The following is a 13074-nucleotide window of genomic DNA, read 5'->3' on the forward strand; positions in this document are numbered from 1 at the left end:
CCTAGACAACGCGCATAGGCTGAGCGTGTGATCATCCTCGCCGCCACGCCCATCGGAAATCTCGGCGACGTCTCTCGCCGCCTCATCGAGGTGCTGGAGAACGCCGAGGTCGTGGTCGCGGAGGACACCCGCACGACCGGCCGCCTGCTGCAGGCGCTGCAGATCGCGAACCGCCCGAGGCTCATCGCCCTGCACGACCACAACGAGAAGCAGAAGGCCGGCGAGCTCGCGGCCCTCGCCCTCGAATCGGACGTCGTCGTGGTGAGCGACGCAGGGATGCCGGCCATCAGCGACCCCGGCTACGGTCTCGTCGCCGAGGCCGTCGCCCAGGGGGTCACGGTCACGGCGATCCCCGGCCCGAGCGCGGTGCTCATGGCGCTCGCGATCTCTGGCCTGCCGACCGACCGCTTCACCTTCGAGGGCTTCCTCCCTCGCAAGCCGGGGGAGAGACGTTCGACGCTCCGCGCGCTCGCCGCGGAGCCGCGCACCATGGTGTTCTTCGAGTCCCCGTCCCGGCTCGCCTCGTCGCTGGCCGACATGGGCGCCGCCTTCGGAGACGACCGGCGGATCGCCGTGTGCCGCGAGCTGACCAAGTTCTACGAGGAGGTGCGCCGCGGCTCGGCATCCGAGCTCGCAGAGTGGGCCGCCGACGGCGTGAAGGGCGAAATCGTCGTCGTCGTCGAGGGCGCACCGCGCCGAGAGGCCTCGCCCGACGACGCGCTGGCGCAGGTGCAGTCGCTCGTGGCGTCGGGCCTCAGGCTGAAGGAGGCTGCGGCCGAGGTCGCCGGACTCACCGGCCTGTCCTCGCGCGATCTGTACCAGGCCGCGCTCGCCGCGAAGAAGCCGTGACGCCCTCCGCGGATGCCGCGGTCGGCGCCGCCTACGACGAGCGTGCGGACGAGTACGTCGATGTGGCCGGCACGCTCGCGCAGATGGATCAGCGCGACCGTGACACGATCGCGCAGTGGCGGGACACGTGCTCCGGCCCGCTCCTCGACGCCGGATGCGGTCCGGGGCTGTGGGCGGAGTTCCTCGCCCGAGGGGGACGCGAGGTGCGCGGCATCGACCTGTCGGCCGCGTTCATCGCCGCTGCTCGCGCCGCGCACCCTCAGCTGAGGTTCGACGTCGGCTCGTTCCGCGCGCTCCCCGTCGAGGACGGCTCGCTGGGCGGCATCCTCTCCTGGTACTCGCTAATCCACACCGAACCGGACGAGGTCCCCGCCGTGCTCGCGGAGTTCGCCCGCGCGCTCGCGCCCGGCGGAGGCCTTCTGCTCGGCTTCTTCGACGGGCCGTCGCGGCAGGGTTTCGACCACCGGGTGGCGCCGGCCTGGTTCTGGACGCCGGCGACCATGAGCGAGCTGCTCGCGGATGCCGGATTCGAGGTGACACGCACCGAGGTCCGCGGGCGCGACGCCGCGGAGATCAGCGTGCGCCCGCATGCGGCGGTCGCGGCGGTCCGCTCTCCGTCGACGCGGCGAGAGCGTACGCTCTCTCCATGACGCGCAGGCGATCGGGGCTTCGGCCGGGGGTGCTCGGCATCGTCGCCGTGCTGCTCGGCGCCGGCCTCGGCGAGCTCGTCGCCGCGTTCTTCGCCGCGTCGGCCAGCCCGTTCGCCGCGGTCGGCGGCGCGCTGATCGACCTCGCCCCGGCCTGGGCGAAGGACACCGCGATCGCCCTGTTCGGCACGGGGGACAAGATCGCCCTGCTCACCGGGATCGCCATCGTCCTCGCGGCCGTCGCCTTCGGTGCGGGGATGCTGGAGCGACGGCGTCGCTCCGTCGGCGCGGCCGTCGTCGCGGCGATCGGCATCGCCGGTGCGGTCATCGCCGTCATCCGCACCGACCTCGGCCTGCTGGCGGCGCTGCCCTCCCTCGTCGCGGGCGGCGCCGGAGCGATGACGCTGCGCGCGCTCGTGTCTCTCGGCGAGACCGAGCAGGAGAGCGCCCAGGACCAGGACAGGCGGCGGTTCCTCATCTGGACGGGAGCCGCGACGGCCGCGGGCCTCCTGGCCGTCGCGGCGTCGCGCATCGCGACGGGAGCATCCAGGGTCGTCGAGGCCGTGCGCGCCGCCCTCCGACTGCCCGCGCCCGCGACGTCGGCGCCGGCCGTCCCTGCGACCGCAGAGCTCGGCATCCCCGGCCTGGCGCCGGTCGTCACGCCGAACGCCGACTTCTACCGCATCGACACGGCGCTCGTCGTTCCCCAGGTCGACCCGAAGGACTGGTCGCTGCGCGTGCACGGGATGGTCGATCGGGAGGTCGTGCTCACGTGGGACGAGCTGATCGCCTCGCCGCTCACCGAGGCCGATGTGACGCTCGCGTGCGTCTCCAACACCGTCGGCGGCGATCTCATCGGCAACGCGCGGTGGCTCGGCCTCCCCGTGCGAGAGGTGCTCGCCCGCGCCGGGGTGGATGCGGATGCCGACATGGTCCTGTCCACGTCGATCGACGGCTTCACGGCGTCCACCCCGCTCGAAGCGCTCACCGACGATCGCGATGCGCTGCTCGCGATCGGGATGAACGGCGAACCGCTGCCCATCCCGCACGGCTTCCCCGTGCGGCTCGTGGTGCCGGGGCTCTACGGCTACGTGTCGGCGACGAAGTGGGTCACCGAGCTCGAGGTCACCCGCTTCGACCGCGCGACGGCGTACTGGACGACCCGGGGGTGGTCGGAGCGCGGACCCATCAAGCTGCAGTCGCGCATCGACGTGCCGCGTGGCTCGATCGACGCGGGCGACACGGTCATCGCCGGCATGGCCTGGCAGCAGCACGTCGGCGTCCGCGGCGTCGAGGTGCGCATCGACGGAGGACCGTGGCGGCCCGCGACGCTCGCGACGGCCATCTCCGACGACACCTGGGTGCAGTGGAGCCTCCCGTGGGCGGCTGAGAGCGGGCAGCACGACATCGAATGCCGGGCGGTCGGCGCCGACGGCGTCACGCAGACCGATGCGCTCGCGCCCCCTGCTCCGGACGGCGCCACGGGGTGGCACCGCATCTCGGTGACGGTGCGCTGACGCGGCGTAACCACCCTCGGCATCCCACCTAGAATTGTCCCCATGCCCGCAGGCGAATCGTTCTACATCACCACGCCCATCTACTACCCCTCCGATGTGCCTCACATCGGCCACGGGTACACGTCGGTGGCTGTCGACGCGCTCGCGCGCTGGCACCGCCAGGGCGGTGACGACACCTGGATGCTGACGGGCACCGACGAGCACGGGCAGAAGATGCTCCGCGCCGCGGCGGCGAACAACGTCACGCCGCAGGAGTGGGTAGACAAGCTCGTCACCGAGGCGTGGTTCCCGCAGCTGGCGACCCTCGACGTCGCGAACGACGACTTCATCCGCACCACGCAGGCGCGGCATGAGGAGCGCGTGAAGAAGTTCGTGCAGGCCATCTACGACCGCGGGTACATCTACGCGGGCGAGTACGAGGCGCTGTACTGCGTGGGCTGCGAGGAGTTCAAGCCCGAGTCCGAGATCCTCGACGGCACCGGACCGTTCGAGGGGCTGAAGGTCTGCGCGATCCACTCGAAGCCGCTGGAGCTGCTCCAGGAGAAGAACTACTTCTTCAAGCTCAGCGAGTTCCAGGACCGCCTGCTCGAGCTGTACAAGACGGAGCCCGACTTCGTGCGCCCCGAGTCGGCCCGCAACGAGGTCGTCTCGTTCGTGCGCCAGGGGCTCAAGGACCTGTCGATCTCGCGGTCCGCGTTCGACTGGGGCATCGAGGTCCCGTGGGACAGCTCCCACGTCATCTACGTGTGGGTCGATGCGCTGCTCAACTACGCCACCGCCGTCGGCTACGGCGAGGACGAGGAGACGTTCGCCCGTCGCTGGCCCGCGTACCACGTGGTCGGCAAGGACATCCTCCGCTTCCACGCCGTCATCTGGCCCGCGATGCTGATGGCCGCGGGGCTCGACGTGCCCAAGGGCGTGTTCGCGCACGGCTGGCTGCTCGTCGGCGGCGAGAAGATGTCCAAGTCGAAGCTCACCGGCATCGCGCCGACCGAGATCACCGACGTCTTCGGCTCCGACGCGTACCGCTTCTACTTCCTGTCGGCGATCGCGTTCGGGCAGGACGGCTCGTTCTCCTGGGAGGACCTGTCGGCCCGCTACCAGGCCGAGCTCGCCAACGGGTTCGGCAACCTGGCCTCGCGCACCACGGCGATGATCGAGAAGTACTTCGAGGGGATCGTGCCGCCCGCGGCCGAGTACACCGAGAAGGACCTCGAGATCCAGCGGATCGTCGCGGATGCCGCGTCGAACGCGGACGCCGCGATCGAGCAGTTCCGCATCGACGAGGCCATCAAGGAGATCTGGACCATCGTCGACGCGCTCAACGGCTACATCACCGAGAACGAGCCGTGGGCGCTGGCCCGCGACGAGGATCAGCGCGCCCGCCTCGGCACCGTGCTGTACACGTGCGCGGAGGGGCTGCGCGCCCTCGCCGTGCTGCTCTCGCCGGTGATGCCGAAGTCGACCGAGAAGCTGTGGATCGCGCTGGGCGCGGCCGAGACGCTCGGACGTCTGCAGGACCAGCCGATCCGCGAGGCCGGAGCCTGGGGCGTGCTGCGCCCCGGCACGAGCGTCAACGGTCTCGCACCGCTGTTCCCGCGGGTGGAGTCGACCGTCTGACCCATGGCTCACACCTACGTGCAGTCCCGGGACGGCGACGGGCGCAAGGATCTGCGGTACCCCGCGGCTCCTGAGCCCCTCGCCGTCCCGGTGTACGACAACCACGCGCACCTGGAGATCCTCGACGGCGACGAGCCGCTCTCCTTGACGGAGCAGCTCGATCGGGCGCAGGCCGTCGGCATCGCCGGTGTCGTGCAGGCGTCGGGTGACATCGAGTCGTCACGGTGGGCGGTGGAGGCGGCGGCATCCGACCCCCGCGTCCTCGCGGCCGTGGCGATCCACCCCAACGACGCCCCGGTGTACGCGGAGCAGGGGCGCCTCGACGAGGCGATCGCGGTGATCGACGAGCTCGCGGCGCACCCCCGCACGCGTGCGATCGGCGAGACGGGGCTCGACTTCTTCCGCACGGAGCCCGACCGCAGGGATGCGCAGTTCGAGTCGTTCGAGGCGCACATCGGGCTCGCGAAGAAGCACGGCATCGCGATGCAGATCCACGATCGCGACGCGCACGACGCCGTGCTGGAGACGCTGGCGAGGGTCGGCGCCCCCGAGCGCACGGTCTTCCACTGCTTCTCCGGCGACGACGTCATGGCGAGGATCTGCGCGGACGCCGGCTATCACCTGTCCTTCGCCGGCAACGTGACCTTCAAGAACGCGCAGAACCTCCGCGATGCGCTCAAGGTGACCCCGATCGAGCGCATCCTCGTCGAGACGGACGCGCCGTTCCTCACCCCGACTCCGCTGCGCGGCCGCCCGAACGCGCCCTACCTCGTGCCGATCACGGTGCGCTTCATGGCCGCCGAGCTCGAGGTCGACGTCGACGAGCTGTGCGCGCAGCTGGCCGCCAACACGCTCCGCGTCTATGGCGCTTTCGCCTGAACGATGGCGGAGATCGGCCGCCACACGAACAGCAGCGTGAGGGCCGCTCCGGCGAAGGCGAACCACCACGGCGCGGTGAGACCCCACACCTCGGCGATCACTCCGCCGAGCGCCTGGCCGATGACCATGCCGCCGAACACCCCGACCATGTTGACCGAGGCCACCCGGCCCTGCAGGGCCGCGGGGACGAGCCGCTGCCGGACGGTCGTGGAGATCGTGCCCCACACGAACGCGTACGCGCCGAAGACGAACATGATGATCAGGGCGACCCAGCCCGCGGTGGTGAGAGCGAACGCGAGGTGCATGACCACCTCGAGCGACAGCACCACGCGCATGAGCGTCGCGAACGACACGTGGCGCTCCAGCCAGCCGAAGCTCACCGTGGCGAGCAGACCGCCGGCCGCCGACGCCGTCGTGAGGGCGCCGTAGCCCACGGCGCCCATGTGCAGGTGTTCGGTCGCGTAGAGCACCAGCACGCCCCACGGGGCGGCCCACGTGACGTTGAAGAGCAGGATGATCAGCACGAGCATCCGCACCGGGGGATTGCGCCACAGCCAGCGCACGCCCTCTGCGATGTCGGTGTGCACGGGGGCGTGGGTCTCGCGCGGCGGCACCGGCGTCTTCGCCATGCGGGAGATGAGCACGACGGCGAGCCCCACGCACACGACCTCCAGCAGGAACGGCCACGCCGTGCCCGCCGCGAAGAGGAACGCGCCGAGGGGAGGACCGGCGAACTGGTTCGCCACGAGGTATCCGGCCTGCAGCCGCGCGTTGCCGATCCCGAGGTCGGCCGGCTGCACCAGCATGGGCAGCAGCGTGCTGCCCGCGGTGTCGACGAACACCTCGGCCGTGCCGTACAGGAACGCCACCGCGAGCACGACCCAGATGTTCGCGGTGCCCGTCACGAGGAAGACGCACAGGGCGAGCAGCACGACGGCTCTCGCCGTGTTGGCCATCATCACCAGGCGGCGGCGGTCGAAGCGGTCGGCGATCGCCCCCGCGTGCAGGCCGAAGACCAGCCACGGCAGGAACTGCAGGATGGCGCCGGCGGCGACGAGGATCGGCGAGGACGTCATCGACGCGATCAGCAGGGGAGCGGCGGCGAGAGCCACCCCGTCTCCGACGTTGCTCGTCCACGACGACGCCAGCAGCCACCGGAAGTCCCGACCCATGCGGCGGGGCGCGATCAGTTCACCGATGGAGGGCATCCCAGAAGACTACTGAGGGTAGGGGACAATGGGAGGATGACCGTCACCCTCCTCGGCGCCACCGAGATCCGCAGTCTTGCCGCCGAGCTCGACGTCACCCCCACCAAGAAGCTCGGACAGAACTTCGTCGTCGACGCCAACACCGTGCGCAAGATCGTGCACGCGGCCCGCGTGCAGCCGGGGGAGCGCGTCGTGGAGGTCGGCCCCGGCCTCGGATCGCTGACCCTTGCGATCCTCGAGACGGGGGCATCCGTCACCGCCGTCGAGATCGATCACCGTCTCGCCGCCCGTCTCGCGCAGACGGCCGTCGAGCACGGGGTCGACCCCGAGCGGCTGACGGTGGTGGACGCGGATGCGCTGCGCATCACCGAGCTGCCCGGCGAGCCGACGGTGCTGGTCGCGAACCTGCCCTACAACGTCTCGGTCCCCGTGCTGCTGCACTTCCTGGAGAACTTCGACTATCTGCAGCGCGGGGTGGTCATGGTCCAGGCCGAGGTCGCCGAGCGGATCGCGGCGAAGCCGGGGTCCAAGATATACGGCGCCCCCAGTGTGAAGGCGGCCTGGTACGGCGAGTGGAAGCTCGCGGGCACCGTGTCGCGCCAGGTCTTCTGGCCCGTGCCGAACGTCGACAGCCTCCTGGTCGGGTTCGACCGCGCCGAGGGCGAGCGCGGCCCGATCGAGGAGAGGCGGCGCACCTTCGAGATCGTGGACGCGGCCTTCAACCAGCGTCGCAAGATGCTCCGCCAGGCGCTGTCCGGGCTCTTCGGCAGCTCCGCCGCGGCATCCGCCGTGCTCGTCTCCGCCGGCGTCGCCCCGACGGCGCGCGGCGAGGATCTTACGGTCGATGACTATCAGCGCATCGCTCAGCACGCCCTGTCCGCCGCGGAGGACTAATCTGGCACGGTGACAGAGTCTCCGCGCTTCCGACCCGACGTCCCCGAACTGCACCGCCCGTACGCGGCCGACGAGAGCCGCTACCAGCGGTTCGGCTACCGCCAGGTCGGCAGCTCCGGCCTGTACCTCCCGCCGATCTCGCTCGGCCTGTGGTGGAACTTCGGCGACAACATCCCGCTCGACAACCAGCGCGCGCTGCTGCGTCACGCGTTCGACAACGGCATCACGCACTTCGACCTCGCGAACAACTACGGCCCGCCCTACGGATCCGCGGAGAAGAACTTCGGCCGCATCTTCGCCGAGGACTTCCGTCCGTACCGCGATGAGCTCATCATCTCGTCGAAGGCGGGATGGGACATGTGGCCCGGCCCCTACGGCGACTTCGCGAGCCGCAAGTACATCCTCGCGAGCGCCGAGCAGTCGCTGACCCGGATGGGGCTCGACTACGTCGACATCTTCTACTCGCACCGGGTCGACCCCGTGACGCCCATCGCCGAGACCGTCGGCGCGCTGGACACGCTCGTCCGTCAGGGCAAGGCGCTCTACGTCGGCATCTCCTCGTACAGCGCGGAGCGCACGGCGGAGGCCGTCGAGGTGGCGAGGGAGCTCGGCACCCCGCTGGTCATCCACCAGCCGGCCTACTCGATCCTGAACCGCTGGGTCGAGGACGGCCTGACCGACACCCTCCGGGAGAGCGGGCTCGGCGCGATCGCCTTCACCCCGCTCGCGCAGGGGCTGCTCACCGACAAGTACCTCGGCGACGGCACGGCGACCCGGGCGCAGAAGCGCGGTTCGCTGCCGGACGCCCCTCTCACCGAGGAGGCCGTGCAGACGCTCCGCGCGCTGAACGAGGTCGCGTGCGAGCGCGGCCAGTCGCTGGCCCAGCTCGCACTGCAGTGGACGCTGCGCGACCCGGTGGTGGCCTCGGCGCTCATCGGAGCCTCCCGTCCGGAGCAGCTCGACGAGAACATCGCCGCGGTGAACGGTCCTGAGCTGACCGTCGAGGAGCTCGCGCGCATCGATGAGCTGGCCGGCGCGATCGACGTGAACCTGTGGGCGAAGTCCTCGGAGCTCTGAGCGGGTCATGAGCATGGCATCGTCGTCGCCCCGCGTGCACGTGCGCGCACCGGGGAAGATCAACGTGTACCTCGGTGTCGGCGGACGGCATGACGACGGCTATCACGCGCTGGCGACGGTGTTCCAGGCGGTCTCCCTCTACGAGGATGTGATCGCGAGGCACGCGGATGACTTCTCCCTCGTCGTGCGCGGAGTGGAGGACCCGGATGCGGTGCCCCTCGACGACCGCAACCTCGCGATGAGGGCGGCGAAGCTGCTCGCGGCCGCCGCTGGTTACGAAGGGGGCGTCGCTCTGGAGATCCGCAAGAGCGTCCCCGTCGCGGGCGGGATGGGCGGCGGCTCGGCGGATGCGGCGGCGGCGCTCGTCGCGTGCGATGCGCTGTGGGGCACGGGCTTCTCGCAGGCACGCCTGCACGAGCTCGCGGCCCGGCTCGGCGCCGATGTGCCGTTCGCGCTGCACGGCGGCACGGCCGTCGGCACGGGGCGCGGCGATCAGTTGAATCCCGCGCTCGCGCGCGGACGCTTCGACTGGGTGCTCGTGACCAGCGAGGAGGGGCTGTCGACGCCGGTCGTGTACGGACGTCTGGACGCGCTCCGCGATGAGGAGGGCGCGCTCGCCGACGATCCTCCGCTGTCCCTCGACGTCCCTGTCGCGGTGCTGCAGGCGCTGAGGTCCGGCGACCCCGAGGCGCTCGCGGAGTGCCTCTTCAACGACCTGGAGGCGGCGGCGCTCGACGTGCGCCCCGATCTGGAGCAGACGATCCTTGACGGCATCCGCGCAGGGGCGCTGCGGGGGATCGTGTCGGGCTCCGGCCCGACCATCGCGCTGCTGTGCGCGGATCCGGAGGGCGCGCAGCACGTCCAGGCCGCGCTGCGCGAGGCCGGAGTGGATGCGCTGCACGTGCACGGGCCTGTGCCCGGCGCCCGCATCATGGGCTGAGCCCGACCGCCGAACCACGTCGGAGCGGGATTATCCCCGGCTCTGCGGCCCACCCGTGTGACGGCCCCGAGGGTACGGTGAGGAGAGGACGTCCTTCGGCGGTCAGGTGCCGTCATGACGGCGTTCCGGACGGGAGTCATGATGTCTGAAGCGATCATCGTCGGAGCGGTGGAGTCATCGGCGGGAGCCCATGCGATCGCCTGGGCCGCCCAGCGTGCAGCGGACCGGGAGCAGCGCATCGTGCTGTACGGGATCGTCGGAGGCGCGGCAGGCGCCGTCGGCGCGTCGTCCATGATCTCCGACGCGCTGCAGGCGACGGAGGAGTTCCTCCAGGGGCAGGCGGAGACGCTGCGTGCCCGCGGGCTGTCGGTCGAGACGCGGACGGATGCCGGAGATCCGGTCGCGCTCCTCATCGAGGCGTCGAGGTCGTCTGCTCTGCTCGTCATCGGCAGCGACTATCGCGGTCCAGGGACGGGTCCTGCGCGCGGGGTGCACGGCATCCGCATCGCCGCGGGAGCCCATTGCCCTGTCGTCGTCGTGCCGGATCACGACCTCGACGCCACGGGACGGACCGGCGTCGTCGTCGGCGTCGACGGATCGCCCGTGTCGGAGGCCGCCGTCCGCTTCGCGGCGAGTGAGGCCGACCGGCTGGGCGAGCCGCTCATCGCGGTCACGACCTGGACTCCCCTCCCCGCGCCCCGGCACAGCGGCGCCTACCCCCACGGCTATCTGGAGTCGATGAGCGCGATGGCTGAGGAGACGCTCGCCCTCGCGCTCGCCGGTCTCCGCCAGGACTATCCCGACCTTCGGATCGACGCCAGGACGCAGCGCGGATATCCGTCGGAGGTGATCAACGGCATCGCGGCGACGTCCCGACTGGCCGTTATCGGTTCGCACGGCCGGGGGCCGATCGCGAGGTTCCTGCTCGGCTCGATCAGCCATGAGGTGCTCGCGAGGCTCGCGACCGCGACCGCGATCGTCCGGTGACCGGGCTCTCCGCCGAAGCCGGACGTTCATCGGCGGTTCATCCGGACCCGTGATCGGTAGACGCCGGAGTCTCCTAGCGTGGCGGTACGCAAACCACCACAGGGAGTGATCATGGGACTGTTCAACCGCAAGTCGCCGCAGGACCGCCAGGAGGAGGCCATGCAGATGGCCGACGACATCGCGGCCGGGCGGGGGTTCATGGGCAAGATGACGAAGGCCTTCATGGGCAGCGAGTTCACCGACGCGATGAAGCAGGCGACGTCGTCGATCCATCAGGCGGAGCACGTGGCGGCCCTGCGGGCGGCCGGCGTGCCGACGCAGGAGGCGACCGTGCTCGGGATGCAGGACACCGGGCAGACGATCAACGACAATCCGAGCATCGTGCTGACGCTCCAGGTGGGGGCGCAGGCCGTGGCGATCCAGGCGCTGGTGTCGCGACTGGAGATCCCGCGGGTGGGGGAGCAGGTGCTGGTGCTCGCGGATCCGCAGTCCGGGGGGCTGCTGTACGCGGGTCTCGCTCCCCGCGGCTGAGGGGGAGCGTGTCGCGCCCTCTCGGGTTTCGGGTCCCCGGGAGGGCGCGAGCCTCCTTGCGGAGTGCGTCAGTCACGCTGCGTCCCCAGAACCCAGCAGACAGCCCCAGCTGCTCTTCGAGACTAACCCGATATTCCGATGTCCCCCAAATGGGGGACACGCTTTCGACCTGGGAGATCGCTGGGAGAAGTGTCGAGCTATCGCTGGGCGCCCGCACTCGCGTCGGCGGCGAGCAGCCGCAGCTGCACCATCGCGGAGAACCGCGCATCGGGGTCGGAGAGATCGAGACCGCTGATCTCCGACAGTCGACGAAGCCGGTAGCGGAAGGTGTTCGGGTGCGTGTAGACGCGCGCGGCGGCGACGCTCACATCGCCGAAGGCGTCGAGCCAGGCCCGAAGCGTCTCGACGAGACGCGTGCCACGCTCCCTGTCTTGCTCGATCAGGAGAGCGACGGGCCCGGTCGGGCGCTCCCCTCGTGCGCGCACGAGGTCGCCGAGCTCGACGAGCAGGGCCTCCATCTGCACCGCCGAGAAGAGCGCGACCGGCTCGCGCTGCGGTGACTGCCGCAGCACCCGCAGCGCGCGGTCGGCGTTCGCGCGCGATGAGGGGATGCCGGTGCTGTCGTCTGCGACGGTTCCGACGCCGACCCGGATCTCGCTGGTCGCCCCCAGGCGCCCGAGGAAGTCGGCGGCGACCCTGGCGGCCCGGATGTCGGCGTCGCTGTGTCCAGGGCGTATGCCGACGACGGCATAGACGACGTTGCCGATCAGGGCGACCGCGGAGCGGAGGTAGACCGCGCCCAGGTGCACCGCGAACGCGTCGGCGATGCGGTGGCGCTCGGCGATGCTGCGGGCGTCCGCCGAGGCATCCGCGCCGAGCTGATCCGACGCCGACAGGGCCAGCACGACGCAGCTGTGGTCGTTCAACCGCAGCCGGGCGGTCGCGTCCGAGGCGCCGGGACCGCCCTCCAGGATGGTCGCGAGCAGGTCCGCCCGCAGGCGGCGCTCGACATCGGCGCCGGCCCGCAGACGCAGCATGTGCAGGGCGACGAGACCGGCGGAGTCCTTCAGCGCCTGCACACGATCGAACGACAGCGGCTCCTGCACGGCGGCCCAGATCGATCCGAGGATCTCGTCGCCCGCGCGCACCGCGAGGGCGACCCGCGGATACGAGGGGAGTCCCTCGGTGTTCTCGACCGGGCCGACGTCGATGGGGTCCTCGCTGCGGTAGAGCTCCTGGAAGACGCCGCGCTCCTCGAGCTGGCGCGCGAACCGTTCCGGCACCTGCCGCCCGAGCACGGTCTCGATGCGGGCCGGGTCCGCCTCGTCCTGCCGCCCGGAGAACGCGACGACGCGGGAGTTGCGGTCTTCGATCGTGACGGGGGCGTTCAGCAGCGTCGCGATCGCGTTGGCGAGCGCGAAGAGGTCGCCCGACGGCATCCCTCCGAGCGTCTGCGCCCCCTGGTCTCCGACGTCGCCCTCCGCGATGAGGGAGCGCAGCATGGCGGTCAGCTGCGCCCACGACGCGCCTCGCGTGAGCGCCAGCACGGGGATGCCGGTCTCCTCCGACGCGGCGGTGACCGAGGGCTCGGCCCTGACCGGCGCGCGCAGCACGAGCGCAGAAGCCTGCTGGGAGCCCAGGGTCCTGAGCAGCTCGGCGATCTCCTCCGGATCGCTCAGCCCGACGCCGAGGACGAGGGCGCCGCGCATCGGCATCGCGTCGTCGAGCACGTCGTGGATGATGACCGTCTCGATCTCGACATCGCGGTCGGCCGCGCCGCTCACCACCTCGAGCAGGGTGTTGCCGAGATCTTCGATCACACGGCCGAGGCTGGCGCGGGGTCGTGTCGTCACTGACATGAGCACGGACCCCACAGTAGGCGGCGTGCGGGGAGGGGGGACCTGTGGGGCACGACGAAAGAATAC

12 protein-coding genes are annotated in these 13074 nt (G+C 71.0%); 10 read left to right on the forward strand and 2 right to left on the reverse strand.

What is annotated here, in order from left to right:
* Positions 1-27 precede the first annotated feature (27 nt).
* The 5 genes from rsmI to LC438_RS06295 are packed head-to-tail and all read left to right on the forward strand — an operon-like array spanning position 28 to position 5512.
* Positions 28-849: a 16S rRNA (cytidine(1402)-2'-O)-methyltransferase gene (gene rsmI, locus LC438_RS06275; protein ID WP_105672292.1), complete on the forward strand. Its 822-nt coding sequence runs from the start codon at positions 28-30 to the stop codon at positions 847-849.
* Complete coding sequence (locus LC438_RS06280) at positions 846-1499, forward strand: class I SAM-dependent methyltransferase (RefSeq protein ID WP_223586118.1); 654 nt, start codon at positions 846-848, stop codon at positions 1497-1499. Before rsmI ends, LC438_RS06280 begins: the two co-directional genes overlap by 4 nt.
* Positions 1496-3013 carry a molybdopterin-dependent oxidoreductase gene (locus LC438_RS06285; protein WP_223586119.1) on the forward strand — a complete coding sequence of 506 codons (1518 nt, stop codon included), beginning with the start codon at positions 1496-1498 and terminating at the stop codon, positions 3011-3013. The genes LC438_RS06280 and LC438_RS06285 overlap by 4 nt, the downstream gene beginning before the upstream one ends.
* Positions 3014-3055: 42 nt before the next feature.
* Positions 3056-4633, forward strand: coding sequence for a methionine--tRNA ligase (gene metG, locus LC438_RS06290; RefSeq protein ID WP_105672289.1), 1578 nt, complete (start codon positions 3056-3058; stop codon positions 4631-4633).
* Positions 4634-4636: 3 nt separating this feature from the next.
* Positions 4637-5512, forward strand: a complete 876-nt coding sequence (locus tag LC438_RS06295; protein WP_223586120.1) for a TatD family hydrolase — start codon at positions 4637-4639, stop codon at positions 5510-5512.
* Here LC438_RS06295 and LC438_RS06300 read toward each other — a convergent pair.
* On the reverse strand, positions 5494-6720 hold the full coding sequence (locus LC438_RS06300) for an MFS transporter (RefSeq protein ID WP_105672287.1): 1227 nt from the start codon (positions 6718-6720) through the stop codon (positions 5494-5496). The two genes, LC438_RS06295 and LC438_RS06300, sit on opposite strands and share 19 nt — an antisense overlap.
* 36 nt (positions 6721-6756) lie before the next feature.
* Here LC438_RS06300 and rsmA point away from each other — a divergent pair, with 36 nt between their 5' ends.
* The 5 genes from rsmA (at position 6757) to LC438_RS06325 (ending at position 11149) form a co-directional block, all read left to right on the forward strand.
* Positions 6757-7614: a 16S rRNA (adenine(1518)-N(6)/adenine(1519)-N(6))-dimethyltransferase RsmA gene (gene rsmA, locus LC438_RS06305; protein ID WP_105672286.1), complete on the forward strand. Its 858-nt coding sequence runs from the start codon at positions 6757-6759 to the stop codon at positions 7612-7614.
* Between the two features lie 9 nt (positions 7615-7623).
* Complete coding sequence (gene mgrA, locus LC438_RS06310; RefSeq protein WP_223586121.1) at positions 7624-8691, forward strand: L-glyceraldehyde 3-phosphate reductase; 1068 nt, start codon at positions 7624-7626, stop codon at positions 8689-8691.
* 7 nt (positions 8692-8698) lie between these two features.
* Positions 8699-9631: a 4-(cytidine 5'-diphospho)-2-C-methyl-D-erythritol kinase gene (locus LC438_RS06315; protein WP_105672284.1), complete on the forward strand. Its 933-nt coding sequence runs from the start codon at positions 8699-8701 to the stop codon at positions 9629-9631.
* Between the two features lie 141 nt (positions 9632-9772).
* A complete protein-coding gene (locus tag LC438_RS06320) occupies positions 9773-10618 on the forward strand; it encodes a universal stress protein (protein ID WP_105672419.1) in 846 nt (281 codons plus the stop codon).
* Between the two features lie 111 nt (positions 10619-10729).
* Positions 10730-11149, forward strand: a complete 420-nt coding sequence (locus tag LC438_RS06325; RefSeq protein ID WP_105672283.1) for a hypothetical protein — start codon at positions 10730-10732, stop codon at positions 11147-11149.
* Between the two features lie 197 nt (positions 11150-11346).
* Here LC438_RS06325 and LC438_RS18750 read toward each other — a convergent pair whose 3' ends face one another.
* Positions 11347-12969 (reverse strand): helix-turn-helix domain-containing protein, encoded by a 1623-nt coding sequence (locus tag LC438_RS18750; RefSeq protein WP_223586122.1) that lies wholly within the window; start codon positions 12967-12969, stop codon positions 11347-11349.
* Between the last annotated feature and the right edge of the window lie 105 nt (positions 12970-13074).

This window comes from Microbacterium sp. OVT16B (assembly GCF_019969705.1).
In the GTDB taxonomy this organism is placed as follows: Bacteria; Actinomycetota; Actinomycetes; order Actinomycetales; family Microbacteriaceae; genus Microbacterium; species Microbacterium natoriense.